The organism is Pseudomonas sp. NFACC51, assembly GCF_900103575.1.
GTDB classification, from domain to species: Bacteria; Pseudomonadota; Gammaproteobacteria; order Pseudomonadales; family Pseudomonadaceae; genus Aquipseudomonas; species Aquipseudomonas fluorescens_Q.
In genome coordinates this window covers 73,160-91,936 of sequence record NZ_FMXH01000005.1, presented here as the reverse complement: position 1 = coordinate 91,936, position 18,777 = coordinate 73,160, and the positions used below count along the sequence as shown (strand labels likewise).

Genomic DNA, 18,777 nt, shown 5'->3' with positions numbered 1-18,777 from the left:
CTCGAGAGATTCTTTCCTGATAGGTTGAATCGGCCATCGGCAGACGATCTTTAATCAAGAATGGGCGAAATGATGGCAATTGTTACAGGAAATTGACCGTTATCAAGAAACGCGCCGCTCGCCATGGGTGGGTATCAGCCTTGCGAATGATTGGAGACAGCCCGCGCGCCGCTGTCTAGATTGCAGATTCCGCTAATGCTCCATAACAATAAAAGAGACGGACCCATGCAGAACTCGACCCAAGCGGCGAATGCCTGGCGCATTCTGCTCCTGTTGTTTTTGGCCAACCTGTTCAACTTCTTCGACCGCACCATCCCGGCGATCATCATCGAGCCGATCCGCATGGAGTGGAGTCTCAGCGACTTCCAGATCGGCATCATCGGCACCGCTTTCACCATCGTCTACGCCATTGCCGGGTTGCCATTGGGACGCTTGGCCGATACCGGTTCGCGCAGCAAGTTGATGGGCTGGGGCCTGGCGACCTGGAGCGCGCTGACGGCGGTCAACGGCCTGGTGGGCAGTTTCTGGGCGTTCCTGGTGGTGCGCATGGGCGTCGGGATCGGCGAGGCGAGTTATGCCCCAGCGGCCAACTCACTGATTGGCGATCTGTTCCCGGCCCATCGCCGGGCGCGGGCCATGGGCATCTTCATGCTGGGCCTGCCGATTGGCTTGCTGCTGGCGTTCTTCACCATCGGGGCGATGGTCAAGGCGTTCGACAGTTGGCGCGCGCCGTTCTTTATCGCGGCTGTGCCAGGCTTGGTGCTGGCGCTATTCATGTTCTTCATCAAGGAACCCAAGCGCGGTGCGGCGGAAACCGTGCAGGTGTCCCAGGAAAAGATCGACCGGCCGATCCGTCGGGTGCTGGCGATTCCCACGTTCCTGTGGTTGGTGTTGGCTGGGTTGTGCTTCAACTTCGCCACCTATGCCTGCAACTCCTTCCTGGTGCCGATGCTGCAACGCTATTTCCTGATGCCGTTGCACGAGGCGGCGGTGGCCACCGGGATCATGGTGGGCGTGACGGGGTTGTTCGGGCTCACCCTGGGCGGCTGGGTCGCGGACAAGATCCACCAGCGCGTGCCCAACGGCCGCCTGCTGTTTGCAGCGTTCAGCCTGGCGATTTCGACGGTCACCACAGCATGGGCCCTGCATGCCGGGCGCATTGAAATCGGCGTGTTCGTGGCGGTGTTCAGCGTGGGTTGGCTGTTTGCCTATAACTTCTACACCTGCGTCTACACCGCGATCCAGGACGTGGTGGAGCCGCGCCTGCGCGCCACGGCGATGGCGTTGTACTTTGCGGGGCTGTATTTGCTTGGCGGCGGCCTGGGGCCGGTGGTGGTGGGCGGCTTGTCCGACTACTTCGCCCGCACGGCCATGGCCGCAGCCGGAGTCGACCAGATGACAGAAGCGTTCAAGGCCATCGGCCTGCATGACGCGATGTACCTGATCCCGGTGGCGCTGTTCCTGACCATGGTGTTCCTGTTCCTGGCGTCACGTTGTTTTGTGCGCGATGCCAAGCGGATGAAGGAGGGGATGAGTGTGGTGGTGGTGCCGGGAAGTGTGGCGGCGACGGTTTGACTAAAGCCATACACCGTTCCCCTGTGGCGAGGGAGCTTGCTCCCGCTGGGGCGCGAAGCGGCCCTCTACTGTACCGGCGGACACTGAATTTTTGGGTCTGCTGCGCAGCCCAGCGGGAGCAAGCTCCCTCGCCACAGGGTTCTGTGTTGAACCACGGGGCTGGTTCGATCACAGGCCTGTGGGGCTGCGGCTCTATCTGCCTAGTGAACCTTATCCTCTCGCCCACGCAGCAGTTGATTGGGCATCACCACCGCCGCCGCCAGCCCCAGCAACGACACCGCCGCGCTGATCACCAGCAAATGGCGGAACGTCGCCTGCAATTCCTGGCGCAAGGCGTTCTGCGCCTCGCCCGGGGCGGCGTTCAGGCCGTCCAGCAAGACGCTGCCGGAATGCCCTTCACCGATCAACGACGAGCTGGCGAGCTGGGCGAAGCTGGAATCCTGCAGCAAGGCCAGCAGCAACGCTGACATCAGTGCCACGCCCACCGCGCCGCCAAGGGCGCGGAACAGGTTGGTGGTGCTGGTGGCGACGCCGATGTCCTGTTGGTGTACGGCGTTCTGCGCACCCACCAGTGACGTGGGAAACTGCATGCCGGAGGCGATGCCGCTGAGCAGCATGAACAGGCTGCTCAGCCAGAGCGCGGCGGGCGGGGTGAAGGCCATGCCGAGGATAGCGAACGGGAAGAGCAGGGCGCCGCCCAGGATCATCGGCTTGTAGCGCCCCGTGACCGAGGTCCGGCGACCGGCGAAATACGCGCCGACCGGCAGCCCTATCGCCAGCGGCAACAAGTGCAACGCCGCACTGTCGGCACCGGCGCCGGTCACGCTCTGGAAGCGCAACGGCACCAGCACCGTCAGGGAAATCGCCTGGAAGCTGGTGAAGAACACCGTACACCAGCACAGCACCGCATCGCGGTTGGCGAACAGGTGCATCGGCAACAACGGCTCCCGCGCCCGGCGCTCGTGCCAGGCGAACACCCCCAGCGCTGCGCCTGCGCAACCCAGCAACCCCAACACTTCACGGCTGTGCCAGGCATGACCCTGGCCGACCTGGGTAATCCCCAGCAGCAGCGCCGTCAGGCCGATGATCAGCAACACGGTGCCCAGGTAATCAATGATCGGCGTGCGTTGCGGCACCGGCAGCCCGACCAGGCTGCGTCGGGCGACCCACCAGGCCACCAGGCCCAGCGGCAGGTTGATCCAGAACACCCAGCGCCACGACAGGTACTCGGTCATGTAGCCGCCGAGCACCGGCCCGGCCACGCTGGCCACCGCGTACATGCTGCTGAAATAACCCTGGTAGCGACCGCGTTCGCGGGGCGGGATGATGTCGCCGATGATCGCCTGGCTCACCGAAATCATCCCGCCGGCGCCGATGCCCTGGAAAATCCGCGCCAGCACCAATTGCTCCATGTCTTGTGCCAGGCCGCAGAACAGCGAGGCCAGGGTGAACAAGCCCATGCCGAACAGCATCAGCGGCCGGCGACCGTAGAGGTCACCGAGCTTGCCGTAGATCGGCACCGCCACGGTCATGGCGACCATGTAGCCGGAAATCACCCAGGCCAGCAGGCTGACGTCGGCAAACTGTGCGGAGATGGCCGGCATCGAGACGGCGACGATGGTCTGGTCCAGCGCCCCCAGGAAAATCGCCAGCATCAGGGCTACCAGCACGCTGCGGATGGCCGGTTTTGGGGCTTGGAGCGTATTGAACCGAGTCAAGGCAGAACCTGCGGGCATCGCGCCGGAGAGGCAAAATGGACGAAACCCGCAGTTTAAGTCGATAGGCGACTATTCGATAGCCTCGTAAGGAAGTCCGACGTAATTTTCCGCGATGGTTTTTCGGCCGGCCTCGGAGTCGACGAAATACTCCAGCTCCGCTTCGCTGATACGCTGGTTGAAGGCGTCGTCGTCAAAGCGGTGCAGCATCGAGGTCATCCACCAGGAGAACCGTTCGGCTTTCCAGACGCGCCGCAGGCAGATGGCCGAATACTTCTGCAGCAGATCCACACGGCCGTCGCGATAGACCTTGAGCAGGATGTTGAACAGCGTGCTGACATCGCTGGCCGCCAGGTTCAGCCCTTTGGCGCCAGTGGGCGGGACGATGTGGGCCGCATCGCCCACCAGGAACATCCGCCCATACTGCATCGGCTCGACCACGAAGCTGCGCAGCGGGGCGATGCTTTTCTCGATGGACGGGCCGGTCACCAGGGCTGCGGCCAGGTCGGCGGGCAGGCGGTTTTTCAGTTCGCCCCAGAAACGCTCGTCCGGCCAGTCGGTCACTTGTTCCTCGGCCGGCACTTGCAGGTAATAACGGGTGCGGGTCTTGGAGCGCATGCTGCACAAGGCAAAACCGCGCGCGTGGCGAGCGTAGACCAGCTCTTCGTGGACCGGCGGGGTATCGGCCAGCACGCCGAGCCAGCCAAACGGGTAGACGCGTTCGAAGACCTTGAGTTTTTCCGCAGGAATGGACTGTCGCGCCACACCGTGGAAACCGTCGCAACCGGCAATGTAATCGCAGTCCAGGCGCCAGGTTTCTCCTTCATGCTCGAAGGTCACGAAAGGGGTTTGGGTTTGCATGTCGTGGGGTTGGGCGTTGCTGGCCAGGTACAGGGTCCGGGCGCCGGCGGCTTCACGGGCGGCCATCAAGTCACGGGTCACTTCGGTCTGACCGTAGACCATGACGTTTTTACCACCGGTCAGGCCCTTGAGATCGATGTGCACCCGTCGATCGTTGAGCACCAGTTCAAAACCATCATGGGGCAGGCCTTCGGCGTCCATGCGCTGGCCAACGCCGGCCTGGCGCAGCAGTTCGACCATGCCTTGCTCCAGCACGCCGGCGCGGATGCGGCTCAGTACGTATTCCGGGGTTTGGCGTTCGAGGATGACAGTGTCGATCCCGGCGTTGTGCAGCAACTGGCCGAGTAGCAGGCCAGAGGGGCCGGCACCGATAATAGCGACTTGGGTCTTGAGGGTTTTCATTGTTGTTATGACTCGCACGAAGCACGCGACCAGGGTCGGTGTTGATTATTAGAAATCGAGTGCCTACATTTTTCGCTTGCGGACCTGTCAGTTGAAGGGGAAAACTGAGCCGATACCTGTTCTTTTTGCCAATTGGTGCGATTATCGCCCGCAACCCCAGGCCCGGATCCACGTTATGAAAAAACCTGACCTGCCTTCGATCCCGGTGTTCAAGCTCTATGGCGAGAGCCAGGAATGGCCGACGCCGGACTTGTTGCACTGCGAGACCATCTCCAAGCGCAGCCGCGAGCATCAATGGGAAATCAAGCCCCATCGCCATGCCGATCTGTGCCAGTTGTTGTTTGTCTTCAAGGGCCAGGCGGAACTGGAAATCGAGGGCCGGCGCACGTTACTCACCGAGCCGGCCGTGCAGATCCTGCCGCCGCTGTCGGTCCATGGTTTTCGTTTTTCCGAGGATGTGGAAGGTTACGTGGTGACCCTGGCAGCGCCGCTGGTCACGCACCTGCAAGCGCAACTGGGGCATTCGGTCAACGTCCTGGCCCAGGCCGAAAGCTACCCCGCCCTCGAGAATGCCGAGTACCTCAACAGCCTGTTCAGCGCCTTGCAGAATGAATACGTGGGGCATCAACCGGCGCGGGAAATGCTGATGCATGCGCTGGTCAGCGTGATCATGGTCTGGGTCAGCCGCCAGGTGATGCAGCGACACACCCAGGCCCAGCGCCCGCAACGGGCCCGGGAATACCTCAATGGCTTCATCCAGTTGGTGGAAGAAACCTATCGCGAGCACGTCAAGGTCGAAGACCTGGCCCACCGCTTGGGCATTTCCGTGTCGCACCTCAACGGCACCTGCCGGGAACTGGCGGGGCAACCGGCGCTGCAGATCATGCATGAGCGCCAGTTGCTGGAAGCCAAGCGCCTGCTGACCTACACCGGCATGACCATCTACGAGATTTCCGAAATGCTCGGGTTTTCCGATCCGACCAACTTCACCCGGCTGTTTCGCCGACGCGTCGGCATCTCGCCCAAGACGTTCCGGGACCGGCTCAAGACCGATCAACAGGACGACTGAGCACGCCTCAGCGCAGGGCGTTCAGGGTTGCGCTGTGGGGGATGCACCGTTCGAAGTTGCAACTGGCGTATTCACGGGGCAGTTGCCTGGCCTGCTCGACCCGGTAGGCCGCAGTGCCGTACAGCGCGAGCGTGGCGGCGCAGGTGACAAAAATGGCGAGGCGTCTTCTTGTTTTAATGTTCATGGCGGTGACCTCTGAACGAATACCCGGGGGTACTACTTTCAGAATAGGTCAGCTGTGGCGAGTTGCCAGTCAGGCAGCGAGTATGTTTAACCCGATATTCAGAGCACTGATAACCCGGTGGGAACCCAGTTCCTTGGGGATCAATGCAGTGCTTTTTTGTGGCTAGGGAGCTTGCTCCCGCTCGGTTGCGCAGCGACCGCAATATTTTGGGGCCGCTGCGCGGGCCCAGCGGGAGCAAGCTCCCTCGCCACAGGTCCACTTCAGCAATGGAAGTGTTCTGAGCCTATTATTCCAGATGCTCTGGCTTCATCGGGTCGCCCGGCTTGACGTCCAGTTGCTTGCGCACGTCTTCGAACATTTTGTCGTAGTACTCGTGCATCGAGCCGATGCTGGCGGTCTTGGGCAAGCCATACTTCTGGGCGATGCGCGTGGCGTGGCGGGCGAAGTCGAAGGCCTGGTCCTTGGCCAGGAAGAATGTCTCGTCCATTGACTTGTCTTCGACGGTGCCATGCACCCGGAACGACATGCCCGTGCCTTCCTTGCCGTCCTGGTCGACCTTGTAGTCGATGCACAGGTTGTAGCTGAAATCATCCTTGTTCAGCGCATGGCGCTCCATGTGCAGGTGTCCGGGTTCGAACATGGCCATAAGCAACTCTCCTTTGAAGGCATGGGGAGTAGGGCAGACCCTGGATCCGCCCCCAAGTTTCCTGTTATCGATAAGCGATGCCAGGTGTCGCCGTGCTGATACGGGTGCCGGCCTTGCCCAGGACGATCGCGTCGATGTCCGAGAGTGAACCGATCACCGCGACCTTGCCAGTGTTGCGCGCGAATTCGCAGGCGGCCTGCACCTTCGGCCCCATGGAGCCGGCGGCGAAGCCGAGCTTTTCCATTTCGTCGGGGTGGGCCTGGGCGATGGCTTTCTGGGTCGGCTTGCCGAAGTCGATGAACGCGGCGTTGACGTCGGTGGCGATCACCAGCAGATCGCTTTCCAGCTGTTCGGCCAGCAGCGCCGAGCACAGGTCCTTGTCGATGACCGCTTCCACGCCTTGCAGCTTGCCGTCGGCGTCGTACATCGTCGGGATGCCGCCACCGCCGGCACAGATCACGATGCTGCCCTTTTCCAGCAGCCATTTGATCGGGCGGATTTCAAAGATGCGCTTGGGCCTGGGGCTTGCGACCACGCGACGGAACTTGTCGCCGTCCGGGGCGATGGCCCAGCCTTTTTCGGCGGCCAGTTTCTGCGCCTCTTCCTGGCTGTAGACCGGGCCGATGGGTTTGGTGGGTTTTTGGAAGGCCGGGTCGTTGCCGTCCACTTCAACCTGGGTCAGGAGCGTGGCGAAGGGGACTTCGAAGTCCAGCAGATTGCCCAGTTCCTGCTCAATGATGTAGCCGATCATGCCTTCGGTTTCGGCGCCGAGCACGTCCAGCGGATACGGCGTCACCGAGGTGTAGGCCGCTGCCTGCAACGACAGCAGGCCGACCTGCGGGCCGTTGCCGTGGGCGATGACCAGTTGGTTGCCGGGGTGGATTTTCGCGATCTGTTCGGTCGCGGTGCGGATGTTGATGCGTTGATTGTCTGCGGTCATGGGTTCACCCCGACGCAGGAGGGCGTTACCGCCCAGGGCAACGACGATACGCATGGTGTTGTCCTTCTAAAAAATGGACGAACAACGCGGTCCCTTGTGTGCGAGCTTGCTCGCGATAGCGGTGTGTCAGTCGACATCAATGTTGCCTGTTCCTGCGCCATCGCGAGCAAGCTCGCTCCCACAAGGGAACTGCGTTGGTTTCAGATATCCGCCAACGCCGAGACCAGGATCGCCTTGATGGTGTGCATGCGGTTTTCCGCTTGCTCGAAGGCGATGTTGGCCGGCGATTCGAAGACCTCCTCGGTCACTTCCACGCCATTGGCCAGGTTCGGGTAACGGGCGGCGATGTCCTTGCCGACCTTGGTTTCGCTGTTATGGAACGCTGGCAGGCAGTGCATGAATTTCACCCGCGGGTTGCCCGAGGCTTTCATCATTTGCGCATTGACCTGGTAGGGCAGCAATTGCTCGATGCGCTCATCCCAGGCTTCCACCGGCTCGCCCATGGACACCCAGATGTCGGTGTGGATGAAGTCCACGCCCTTGACGGCTTCCTTCGGGTCTTCAGTGATGGTGATGCGCGCGCCACTTTCGGCGGCGAAGGCCTGGCACTGGTCGATGAAGTCCTGATGCGGCCACAAGGCTTTCGGCGCGCCGATGCGCACGTCCATGCCCAGTTTGGCGCCGATCATCAGCAGCGAATTGCCCATGTTGTAGCGGGCATCGCCCAGGTAGGCGTAGCTGATGTCATGCAGCGGCTTGTCACTGTGTTCGCGCATGGTCAGGGTGTCGGCGATCATCTGGGTGGGGTGGAATTCGGCGGTCAGGCCGTTGAACACCGGCACGCCGGCGAACTTGGCCAGTTCCTCGACGATCTCTTGTTCGAAGCCCCGGTACTCGATGGCGTCGAACATCCGCCCCAGGACCCGGGCGGTGTCTTTCATGCTTTCCTTGTGACCGATCTGCGATGAAACCGGGTCGATGTAGGTGACGTGGGCGCCCTGGTCATGGGCTGCCACTTCAAAGGCGCAGCGGGTGCGGGTGGAGGTCTTTTCGAAGATCAGCGCGATGTTCTTGCCCTTGAGGTGCGGTTGTTCGGTGCCGGTGTACTTGGCACGCTTGAGGTCGCGGGACAGGTCCAGCAGAAAGTGCAGCTCGCGGTTGGTGTGGTGCATCAAGCTCAGCAGGCTGCGGTTGCGCATGTTGAACGCCATGATGTGGATCTCCTCAGGTGTAGGTTATCCCCTGGGCGGGTATCGGATCGATACCGGCCCAGGCTCAAAGGTCAGTAGTCGATCGGGTCGCGGATGATCGGGCAGGTCATGCAGTGACCACCGCCACGGCCCCGGCCCAGTTCGCTGGCGCTGATGGTGATGACTTCCACACCGGCCTTGCGCAGCAGGGTGTTGGTGTAGGTGTTTCGGTCGTAGCCGATCACTACGCCCGGCTCCACGGCCACTACGTTGTTACCGTCGTCCCATTGTTCGCGTTCGGCGGCGAAGCTGTTGCCGCCGGTTTCCACCACCCGCAGCGCCGGCAGCTTGAGGGCCGCGGCCACGGTATCGAGGAAGCTGCCGTCCTCGCGACGCACATCGATGCCGCCGGGCTTGCTCTCGTCAGGGCGCAGGGAGAAGGCGACGATCTGGCTCACCACTTCGGGGAAAATCGTGACCAGGTCGCGGTCGCAGAAGCTGAACACGGTGTCCAGGTGCATGGCCGCGCGGGATTTCGGCAAGCCGGCGACGATCACCCGCTCCACGGCCTTGTGCTTGAACAGGTTCAGCGCCAGTTGGCCGATGGCCTGGCGGGACGAACGTTCGCCCATGCCGATCAGCACCACGCCGTTGCCGATGGGCATCACGTCGCCGCCTTCAAGGGTGGCGTTGCCGTGCTCCTGGTCCGGGTCGCCGTACCAGACCTGGAAGTCGGCGTTCGTGAACTCGGGATGGAATTTGTAGATGGCGCTGGCCAGCAGGGTTTCCTGGCGCCGCGCCGGCCAATACATCGGGTTCAGGGTCACGCCGCCGTAGATCCAGCAGGTGGTGTCGCGGGTGAACTGGGTGTTGGGCAACGGCGGCAGGATGAAGCTGGAGTGCCCGAGGAAGTCGCGGAACATCTGAATGGTCTTGCCACCGAAGCTGTCCGGCAGGTCATCGGCCGAGACGCCGCCAATCAGGAATTCGGCGATATGGCGTGGCTCCAGGCTGCGCAGCCACGAACCGACTTCATTCACCAGGCCCAGGCCCACCGAGTTGGCGGTGATCTTGCGCTGCAGGATCCAGTCCAGGGCTTCGGGGATGGCGACGATGTCGGTCAGCAGGTTGTGCATTTCCAGCACGTCGATGTCGCGCTCGCGCATCTTGGTGACGAAATCGAAATGATCGCGCTTGGCCTGGTTGACCCAGATCACATCGTCGAACAGCAGCTCGTCGCAGTTGTTCGGGGTCAGCCGCTGGTGGGCCAGGCCTGGGGAACACACCATGACTTTACGTAATTTGCCGGCTTCGGAATGCACGCCGTATTTCACTTTTTCCGTGGTCATTACAAATCCTCCAGTTAGAACAATCAGCCAACTACAAGGTCAGGAAGCCGTCGTAGAGCCCGTAGGCCGCCACCAGGGCGCCTGCGATCACTGCGGCGAAAATCAGCTTCTCGACAGAGGTGAAAATCGGTTTGCCCAACTCGCGCTTGGCCTTGGCGAACAGGATCGCGCCGGGGGCATAGAGCAGGGCAGAGAGCAGCAAGTACTTGATCCCGCCGGCGTACAGCAGCCATACGGCGTAGATCAGGGCGACAGCGCCGATGATCAGGTCCTTGCGCCGCTCGGCCGCGAAGCCTTCGTAGGTCTCGCCGCGCACCGCCAGCAGCACGGCGTAGGCCGCCGACCACAGGTACGGCACCAGGATCATCGAAGTGGCGAGGTAGATCAGTGACAGGTAGGTGCTGGCCGAGAACAGGGTGATGACCAGAAACAGCTGGACCATTGCGTTGGTCAGCCACAGGGCGTTGGCCGGTACGTGGTTGGCGTTTTCCCGGCGCAGGAACTCGGGCATGGTGTGGTCTTTGGCGGCGGCGAACATGATCTCGGCGCACAGCAATACCCAGGACAGCAGGGCGCCGAGCAGCGAGATGATCAGGCCGACGCTGATCAGCACCGCGCCCCAGTGCCCTACGACATGCTCCAGCACGGCGGCCATGGACGGGTTCTGCAACTTCGCCAGTTCAGGCTGGGTCATGATGCCCAGGGACAGCACGTTCACCAGTACCAGGAACAGCAGTACGGTGATGAAGCCGATGACGGTGGCCTTGCCCACGTCGGTACGTTTCTCTGCGCGGGCGGAAAAAATACTCGCGCCCTCGATGCCGATGAACACCCACACGGTGACCAGCATCATGTGCCGCACCTGGTTCATCACGCTGCCCAGGTCCGGATTCTTCAAGCCCCAGATGTCGGCGGTGAAGATATCGAGCTTGAAGGCGAACACCGCGATCAGCACGAACAACACCAGCGGCACGACCTTGGCCACGGTGGTGACGAGGTTGATGAACGCGGCTTCCTTGATGCCGCGCAGCACCAGCCAGTGCACTGCCCACAACAACACCGAGGCGCCGATTACCGCCGCAACGGTGTTGCCTTCACCAAAGATTGGGAAGAAGTAGCCCAGGGTGCTGAACAGCAGCACGAAGTAGCCGACGTTGCCCAGCCAGGCGCTGATCCAGTAACCCCAGGCGGAGGAGAAACCCATGTAGTCGCCGAAGCCGGCCTTGGCGTAGGCATACACGCCGCCGTCCAGATCGGGTTTGCGGTTGGCCAGGGTCTGGAACACGAAGGCCAGGGTCAGCATGCCGACGGCGGTGATGGCCCAGCCGATCAGCACCGCACCGACGTCGGCGCTGGCGGCCATGTTTTGTGGCAGGGAAAAGATCCCGCCGCCGATCATGGAGCCGACAACCAGTGCAACCAACGCACCTAATCGAAGTTTTCCGGGCGTATCAGACATTTGCGAGACTCCAGTGCAGGAGAAGAGAGCCAACAGACTAAGTCGATTTGAAAGTTGAATAGCTGATCTGGATCAGTGCATGGCAACATTCCATTGTTAATGAAGGAGTTAACACCGTCCGTTGGCGTCTTGAAGTTGCTCGAAAGGCCCGTTTCAGGGCCTTTGGCAAAGGCTTTGTGAAGGTTTTCTTGCCGCAGGATTATTCACGCTAGTTGATTTCCACTGAGTCGCAACTATTTTGTAGGCTGCGTTCGTGACAATAATGATGGGGTGTCATGGTCTTTTTAATTAGGGCCTTGGAGAATGGCCGGGTCATAAGTCTTTGGACTTTGTGTGGATGACGTTATTCAAAAACGTTATGTCGCTTTATTTACTTAATTTAATAGTGAGAGAAGATGCCGCAGCCGATTGAAAAGTTGCCACTGGGTGCACTGATCGCACTGGTGGTGGGGTCAATGATCGGCGGCGGGATTTTTTCCCTGCCGCAAAACATGGCGGCCCGGGCCGACGTCGGAGCGGTGCTGATCGGCTGGGCCATCACCGCCATCGGCATGCTGACCCTGGCCTTCGTGTTCCAGACCCTGGCCAATCGCAAGCCGGAATTGAATTCGGGCGTGTACGCCTATGCCAAGGCCGGCTTCGGTGACTATATGGGCTTCTCGTCTGCCTGGGGCTACTGGATCAGTGCCTGGCTGGGCAATGTCGGTTACTTCGTGCTGCTGTTCAGTACCTTGGGCTACTTCTTCCCGGTGTTCGGCCAAGGCAATACGCCGGTGGCCATCGGCTGTGCGTCGTTGTTGCTGTGGGCGGTGCATTTCCTGGTGCTGCGCGGGATCCAGGAGGCGGCCTTCATCAATCTAGTGACCACCGTGGCCAAGGTCGTGCCGCTGTTGATGTTCGTCGTCATGGCCGCCGTGGCCTTCAAGGCCGAGGTTTTCACCCGCGATATCTGGGGCGCGATGAATCCGGACCTGGGCAGTGTGATGGACCAGGTGCGCAACATGATGCTGGTGACGGTGTTCGTGTTTATCGGCATCGAAGGCGCCAGCGTCTATTCGGCACGGGCAGAAAGACGTGCGGACGTAGGGCGTGCGACGGTGATCGGGTTTCTCGGGGTATTGGCGCTGCTGGTGCTGGTGAATGTGTTGTCCCTGGGGGTCATGAGCCAGCGGGAACTGGCACAGTTGCAGAACCCATCCTTGGCCGGTGTGCTGGAGCACATTGTCGGGCCCTGGGGCGCGTTGCTGATCAGCCTGGGGCTGGCGGTTTCACTGCTGGGAGCCCTGCTGTCCTGGGCGCTGTTGTGCGCTGAAATCCTCTACGCCACCGCCCGGGACAAGACCATGCCGGCGTTCCTGACCAAGGAGAATGCCAACCGTGCGCCGGTCAACGCGCTGTGGCTGACCAGTGGCATGATCCAGCTGTTTTTGCTGATCACTCTGTTTTCCGCAGGCACCTACACCAGCCTGATCTACCTCGCCTCGTCGATGATCCTGGTGCCGTACCTGTGGTCGGCGGCTTATGCGGTGCTGCTTTGCGCCCGGGGGGAAACCTACGAACAGGGCTCGGCACGGCGCATGAAAGACCTGTGCATCGGTGGTGTCGCGCTGTGCTACGCGGTGTGGCTGCTGTACGCCGGAGGCGTGAAATACCTGCTGCTGTCGGCGCTGTTGTATGCGCCCGGGGTGATCCTGTTTGCCCAGGCCAAGCGCGAGCAGGGACAGCCCTTGTTCACCCATGTGGAAAAGGGAATATTTGCTTGCGTGATGTCAGGGGCGGGCATCGCGGCTTATGGGTTGTACAGTGGGTTTTTGGAGTTGTGAGGCTACCACGTTGTCGAGGCGGACTCTTGTGGCGAGGGAGCTTGCTCCCGCTGGGGCGCGCAGCGGCCCCGAGGCCCGACGACGCGGTGTTTCAAGCTGATTGTAGTGGCTTTTGGAGGGGGCTGCTGCGCAGCCCAGCGGGAGCAAGCTCCCTCGCCACAAAGGGCATTTTTTAACCGGTAGTGAGCGTCACCACCGTGCCCGATGCGCGCCCAGTTCCGCCGCTGGCAAGGTCCATTGCAGCGGCGTCCCAGTGATTTTCAAGGGCACGTGCAAGCGATGGGCCGGTCCCCATGGCGTCTGTTCGACCACCAGGCCCTGATCATCCTCAGCCTCGGCTCGCAATAGGGTCGAATCCCCTGCGCCACGTTCGATCAACAGCTTCGCCGTGCGTGCCAGTGACAGGCGTGCCGAGCCGCCCTGACCGCTTGCCAGGCGCCGGGACAACAGCACCAGGGCGCTGGCCGCCAGCAGATAGCCGGTGCCATGATCCAGCGCCTGCACCGGCAGCGGTGTCGGTTTGTCGGTGTGTTTCCAGCCCATGGCGGCTTCGGCAATGCCGCTGCTCATTTGCACCAGGCTGTCGAAGCCGCGCCGGTTCTGCCACGGGCCGCTCCAGCCATAGGCATTGAGGCTGACGTCGATCAGGCCCGGGGCCATCTGCCGGCGCTGCTCGGCGCCGTAGCCCAGGCGTTCCAGGGCGTCGGCACGGTAGCCGTGCAAAAGGATGTCGGTGTCCTTGAGCAGTGCCTCGAATGCCGCGCGATCATCGGCCCGATGCAGGTCGAGGCGGGCGCAGCGTTTGCCCAGGGTGACTTCCGGCACCACGCCGGGTTCGTTCCAGGTCGGCGGGTCGATGCGCAGCACGTCGGCCCCCAGGCCGGCGAGGAAGCGGCTGGCGACGGGGCCGGCCAGCACGCGGGTCAAATCCAGCACCTTGAGGCCCGCCAGTGGCTGGGTCACGGAGCCGAGCCAGGGTTTGCGCCGCTCTCCAGTCGTTTCACTCAGGTGCACCAGCGGCTCGGCGTTCACCGCCAGCCCTTGGGGATGGGCCTGCCACGCTTGCCATGAACGCATCTCGGCGGCACAACCGCCTGCGTCGACCACGGCCTGTTCCAGCTCGGCCTTGTTCCATCGGGCCACCCTGGCCGCCATGTCGGCGCGGTCGGTGCAGGTGCCGAGGACTTTTTCCGCCGCAAGGCGATGATGCGGTGCGTTGGTGTGCAGGCGAATCCAGCCGTCGGCGCTGGCGTAGTCGCCGGCCACCGGGTCCCACATCGGCGGCACGCTCCAGCCGATGGGGCGCAGGGAGGTGGAGAACCAGAACGACGCCAGGCGTCGGTCGACCTCGACAGGTGGCAGGCGAGTGGTTTGTTGCTGGATGAGTTCGGCGGTCGCCTGGCCGGCCACGGCGATGCTGGCGCTGGCCAGCTCCGTGACGGCGAAGGCCGAGGGCAGCGCGCCATCGCCAGCGAAGGTGATCGGGGTCGTGGGCAAGTCGAGTGCGGTTTGCATGGACGTGAGCAGATCTGACATCGAAAGCCCTCCAGTACGAGAGGGCGATCATAGATCAAAAATCCGTTGGGGGCCGCTTTGCGGCCCAGCGGGAGCAAGCTCCCTCGCCACAAGAGCCCCGTGCCTGTTCCGGGCGCGACCAGATCCACAGATTGCCCAGGCCCATGCCGGCGAGCGCGAGGTAAAGCGGCCAGGCGTGGTCGAGCAGCACCAGCATCAAGCCTGCGCAGAGCAGCATGCTGGTAGTGGCACCGACCTTGGCCCGGCGCGGGATAACCTTGCCGTTGCGCCAGTTGTGCAGAATCGGCCCGAACAGACGATGGTTCTCCAGCCAGGCGCTCAGGCGCGGCGAACTGCGGGTCGCGGCCCAGGCGGCCAGCAGGATGAACTCGGTCGTCGGCAGGCCAGGCACGACGATGGCGACCAGGCCAATGCCCAGGCTAGCGTAGGCGAGCAGGGCGAAGAGCAGTTGGGTGAGTTTCGAGGGGCGGTTCATCAGCGTTTTTCAGTCATGCACAATCTCTGTGGGAGCGAGCAAGCCCGCTCCCACACTGGTTTCTGGGGGGCTGAAGATAGGCATCCACCCTAAATCTCCTGCGGGAGCTGTATGAGTCAGGCCAGGTCGGCTGCATAAGCTTGTTCCAGCAACACCGTAAACCGGTTGAACGCATCCAGCGCACCTTTGTCCGCCTCGGCTTCCTGCTGTTCGGTAAAGGCCAGGCTGTCGAGGGTGCGGGTGAAGGTTTTCCAGCCTTCGGCGCGCCCACCGGCAGGTTCTGCCAGGTGCCGGGCGCCGAAGGTCTCGCTCAACCCCAGGCCCTCGGCACGCTTGATCAAGAACGCGGCGCCGAGCTTGGAGCCTTCGGAGACGAACAGCCAGCCCAGGGCTTCGGCCCGGGTCGGTTTTTTCACCGCACCGGCCACTGGCGCAGGGATTTCGGTGTCCAGGTCTGCCAGATCCGCCTTGGCCGCTTCCGCCCTGCATCGGGCCGGGAGGTCGGGAATCAGGGCGGACAGTTCGGCGTCGTTGTACAGCGCCACCAGTTCCGACTGGAACAAGTACTGGGCAACGACGAAACGGGCGAAGCTGGCCGGGGTTTCGAACGGGGCGTGGGCCTTGACCAGGGCGTCGAGCTTGCTGTGAGGCTCGTGGGTGATCTGGTTCAGGCGTTGGGAGCGTGAAGTGGGGCGCAGGGTATTCATGAAAAAGTCCTTTGAGTGAGCACATTGTGTGGCGAGGGAGCTTGCTCCCGCTTGAGTGCGAAGCACTCACAAAAATGGGCCTGCTGCGCAGCCCAGCGGGAGCGAGCTCCCTCGCCACAGGGGAAATCCTTGGGCCTGGGTCAGATATCCCAGATCAGGTTCACCGCGAAGTTACGCCCCGGCGCCGTCAGACGATCGAGGTTGGCGGGGCTCAATACCGCCGCTTCGCCGACGCTGTCGTAGCCGCGCACGTCGTCCCACAGCCAGTACTTCTTGTCTGTGAGGTTGTAGAGGCCGCCACTGACGGTGACGTCGTCGGTCACCTTGTAGAAACCGCTCAGGTCGAGGATGCCGAAGCCTGGTGTCTTGAACTGGCTGCTCACGCCATCAGGCGAGTTGAAGTTGCTGTCGTCGACCCGGTCCTTTTTCTTGACCAAAGTCCAACTGAGCAAAGTGCCGTAGCGGTCTTGGTCGTAGCCCAGGCCGAACACTCCGGTCAGCGGGTTGATGCTGTTGAGCGGCTCGCCCGTGTCGTTGTTGCGACCGTACGCGTAGGCCACCGAGCCTTGGGTGTACAAGCCCTTCGGTGCGCCAAACACCTCCAGCTCCAAGCGTCCCCTGGCCTCGGCACCCTTGATGGTGGCGTGCTTGATGTTGTTGCTCCGGAAGGTCAACTGATCGGCGCCAGGGGTGATGGCGTCTTCGTTGATGAAGTCGCGGTACTTGTTGTAGAACACCGCCACGTCGAACGAGCCGGAATCGAAACGGCCGCGCAGGCCGGTCTCGTAGCTCTTGCTTTTTTCCGGTTCCAGATCGGGGTTGGGTTCTACGCTATAGCCGGCGTCGGTGTTCTCGAAACGACCGTACAGGGCCTTGGCGGTCGGGGTGCGGAAACCTTCGGCGTACTGGCCGTACCAGGTGTACTCATCGCTCAGGGCGTAGGTCAGGCCGAACTTCGGTGAGACGCGATGCCAGGTCTTGTTCTTGCCGCTGACTGTACCGCCGCCGGTAGGGTCCACGGTGTTGAGGAATTCCTCGGTCAGGTGCGGCTTGAGCCGGGTGTAGTCGTAGCGCAGGCCTGGCATGAAGGTCCAGCGCTCCCAACTGATCTGGTCCTGGGCGAACAGGCTGTAGGTGTTGATGGTCGGGTCCGGGAAGTCGCTGGCTTTTGCCAACACGTCCCGGGTGCTGATGGCGCCTACCGCGGAGCAACCGACGCCAACCGCCAGGCACACACCATTGCCGCTGCGCGAGCCGGTGACTTTCTGTTGCTTGAGGGTGGTGCCGTAAGTCAGCGCGTGATCGGTGTCGGCGACGCTGAAGGCCTTTTCCAGTTGCGCGTCGAAGACCCACTGTTTCTCTTCATAGAGGGTCTCCCGGGTGCGCAGGACCTGGCGGGTGATGGGGAAGTAGAATTCGGCGGTGCTCTGGTCGGTCTTGGCGACCTGGTGATTCAGGCTCCACTTCATGTGATCGGCCAGCAGGCTGTCGAGGGCGAAGCTGTGTTCCAGGCCGAAACGCTCGCGGCTGATGGTGTCGTTGCCGGTGCGCCACTGGTACATGCCGCCGGGCAGTACAAAGTCGGGGATCGCCGGCTGGCCGTTGGCGTAGGGGCCGCCGTAGGCGCTTTTCAGGTCGCTGTCGCGGTCGTCCTTGTACTTCTCGTAGACCAGGCCAAGGCGTGCGTCATCGCTGTAGTTCCAGCCGAGCTTGGCCAGCACGTTGTTGGCGCGCACGTCTTGGGGGTTGGCCGCGGTGCGGTCCAGGCCGGTGCCGTTGTGGTTGCCGTAGGATTCGGTTTCATGACCGTCGCGCTGGCTGTAGTGCAACAGGCCGTCGAACTGCCCGCTACGGCCAGCGACGGTGGCGGACTTGAGCCAGCTCTCGTCGGCGGAGCTGTAGCCGGTCTTCAGGCGGGCGCCAACATCCTCGCCTGGCTTGATGATGTCGTCCGGATCCAGGGTGAAGTAGCTGACGGCACCGCCGATGGCATTGCTGCCGTACAACACCGAGGCCGGACCGCGCAGGATTTCCGCGCGCTTGATGATTTCCGGGTCGACGTAGTTGCGCTGGGTCTTGGCGTAGGGGCCATTGAAGAAGCCGCCGGGAATTTCCACGCCGTCGACCTGGGTCAGGATCCGGTTGCCGTCGATGCCGCGGATGTTGTAGCCGCTGATATCGCCGCGCTGGCCCGCGCCGCCCACCGATACGCCTGGTTCATAGCGCACCAGATCCTTGAGGGTATTGACGTTGTTGCGATCCAGTTCCTGGCGGTCGTGGACCGTGACCGTGCTCGGTACGCTGGTGATGTCCTGTTCCTGGCGGGTGGCGCTGATGGTTACTTGTTGCAACTCCAGCGCGCCGCCGGCACTGCGTTTTTCCAGGACGATGCTGTTGTCGCCCAGCTTGCGGTAGCTCAGGTGGGTCCCCACCAACAGGCGCTCCAGGGCTTTTTCAGGTGACAGCGAGCCGTTCACCCCTGGCGAGGCGACGCCTGCGGCCAGTTCCGCGGGCATCCCGATTTGCCAGCCGGTGACCGCAGTGAATGCATTCAGGGCCGAAACCAGGGGCTGCCGGGCGATGGCAAAGGTGTAGTCGCCCATGTTGCGTGCAGCGGGTTGCACGGCGGTGGCGGCCAGGGCGAGCGGCGCTGTGCCGGCCATCAGGAGGGCGGCGGTGAGCAGTGACAGCGTGCAAGAGGGGGCAAGAAACCGGCAAGTAAGGCGAGAGGACATCGATAGCGCTCCGTGTCGCATCTGTTATAGGTGCAGATCCACATCGTTGGATGCGAATCAATTGCATTGGCTATAACGAGACGAATCAGCGGAGCCTATCGAGTAAAAATA

Annotated in this window: 15 protein-coding genes; 3 read left to right on the top strand and 12 right to left on the bottom strand. The window is 62.3% G+C overall.

Annotated features, from left to right (window positions below):
* Positions 1 to 225: 225 nt before the first annotated feature.
* Entirely contained in the window at positions 226 to 1,575 is a 1,350-nt protein-coding gene (locus tag BLT00_RS12060; protein ID WP_092144207.1) for a spinster family MFS transporter, read from the top strand.
* A 200-nt stretch (positions 1,576 to 1,775) separates the two neighbouring features.
* On the opposite strand, the gene BLT00_RS12055 is transcribed toward BLT00_RS12060, so the two are convergent.
* The gene (locus BLT00_RS12055; protein WP_092144209.1) at positions 1,776 to 3,311 is read right to left on the bottom strand and encodes an MDR family MFS transporter; all 1,536 of its coding nucleotides are present in this window, start codon (positions 3,309 to 3,311) and stop codon (positions 1,776 to 1,778) included.
* A gap of 51 nt (positions 3,312 to 3,362) precedes the next feature.
* Positions 3,363 to 4,553 (bottom strand): 4-hydroxybenzoate 3-monooxygenase, encoded by a 1,191-nt coding sequence (pobA, locus tag BLT00_RS12050; protein ID WP_092144211.1) that lies wholly within the window; start codon positions 4,551 to 4,553, stop codon positions 3,363 to 3,365.
* A 175-nt stretch (positions 4,554 to 4,728) separates the two neighbouring features.
* Here pobA and BLT00_RS12045 point away from each other — a divergent pair, with 175 nt between their 5' ends.
* Positions 4,729 to 5,622 carry a helix-turn-helix domain-containing protein gene (locus BLT00_RS12045; protein WP_063322654.1) on the top strand — a complete coding sequence of 298 codons (894 nt, stop codon included), beginning with the start codon at positions 4,729 to 4,731 and terminating at the stop codon, positions 5,620 to 5,622.
* A gap of 7 nt (positions 5,623 to 5,629) precedes the next feature.
* Here the strand turns inward: BLT00_RS12045 and BLT00_RS31865 are convergent, their stop codons facing one another.
* The 6 genes from BLT00_RS31865 to arcD (BLT00_RS12020) all read right to left on the bottom strand — a co-directional run bounded on the left by BLT00_RS31865 (position 5,630) and on the right by arcD (BLT00_RS12020) (position 11,390).
* Entirely contained in the window at positions 5,630 to 5,806 is a 177-nt protein-coding gene (locus BLT00_RS31865; RefSeq protein WP_162843733.1) for a hypothetical protein, read from the bottom strand.
* Between the two features lie 286 nt (positions 5,807 to 6,092).
* The gene (locus tag BLT00_RS12040; protein WP_092144213.1) at positions 6,093 to 6,452 is read right to left on the bottom strand and encodes a DUF5064 family protein; all 360 of its coding nucleotides are present in this window, start codon (positions 6,450 to 6,452) and stop codon (positions 6,093 to 6,095) included.
* A gap of 64 nt (positions 6,453 to 6,516) precedes the next feature.
* Positions 6,517 to 7,446, bottom strand: a complete 930-nt coding sequence (arcC, locus tag BLT00_RS12035; protein WP_063322652.1) for a carbamate kinase — start codon at positions 7,444 to 7,446, stop codon at positions 6,517 to 6,519.
* Between the two features lie 146 nt (positions 7,447 to 7,592).
* Entirely contained in the window at positions 7,593 to 8,603 is a 1,011-nt protein-coding gene (locus tag BLT00_RS12030) for an ornithine carbamoyltransferase (protein ID WP_092144215.1), read from the bottom strand.
* A 71-nt stretch (positions 8,604 to 8,674) separates the two neighbouring features.
* Positions 8,675 to 9,931 carry an arginine deiminase gene (gene arcA, locus BLT00_RS12025; RefSeq protein ID WP_092144217.1) on the bottom strand — a complete coding sequence of 419 codons (1,257 nt, stop codon included), beginning with the start codon at positions 9,929 to 9,931 and terminating at the stop codon, positions 8,675 to 8,677.
* A 31-nt stretch (positions 9,932 to 9,962) separates the two neighbouring features.
* Complete coding sequence (arcD, locus tag BLT00_RS12020) at positions 9,963 to 11,390, bottom strand: arginine-ornithine antiporter (protein ID WP_092144219.1); 1,428 nt, start codon at positions 11,388 to 11,390, stop codon at positions 9,963 to 9,965.
* A 395-nt stretch (positions 11,391 to 11,785) separates the two neighbouring features.
* Here arcD (BLT00_RS12020) and arcD (BLT00_RS12015) point away from each other — a divergent pair, with 395 nt between their 5' ends.
* Entirely contained in the window at positions 11,786 to 13,213 is a 1,428-nt protein-coding gene (gene arcD, locus BLT00_RS12015) for an arginine-ornithine antiporter (RefSeq protein ID WP_092144221.1), read from the top strand.
* Positions 13,214 to 13,402: 189 nt separating this feature from the next.
* Here arcD (BLT00_RS12015) and BLT00_RS12010 read toward each other — a convergent pair whose 3' ends face one another.
* From BLT00_RS12010 to BLT00_RS11995, 4 genes are all read right to left on the bottom strand, one after another.
* Positions 13,403 to 14,749, bottom strand: coding sequence for a CoA transferase (locus tag BLT00_RS12010; protein ID WP_092144223.1), 1,347 nt, complete (start codon positions 14,747 to 14,749; stop codon positions 13,403 to 13,405).
* Positions 14,750 to 14,783: 34 nt separating this feature from the next.
* Positions 14,784 to 15,224: a YbaN family protein gene (locus BLT00_RS12005; RefSeq protein WP_092144225.1), complete on the bottom strand. Its 441-nt coding sequence runs from the start codon at positions 15,222 to 15,224 to the stop codon at positions 14,784 to 14,786.
* 116 nt (positions 15,225 to 15,340) lie between these two features.
* Positions 15,341 to 15,931, bottom strand: a complete 591-nt coding sequence (locus BLT00_RS12000) for a biliverdin-producing heme oxygenase (protein WP_092144227.1) — start codon at positions 15,929 to 15,931, stop codon at positions 15,341 to 15,343.
* Between the two features lie 140 nt (positions 15,932 to 16,071).
* A complete protein-coding gene (locus BLT00_RS11995) occupies positions 16,072 to 18,666 on the bottom strand; it encodes a TonB-dependent receptor (protein WP_092144229.1) in 2,595 nt (864 codons plus the stop codon).
* Between the last annotated feature and the right edge of the window lie 111 nt (positions 18,667 to 18,777).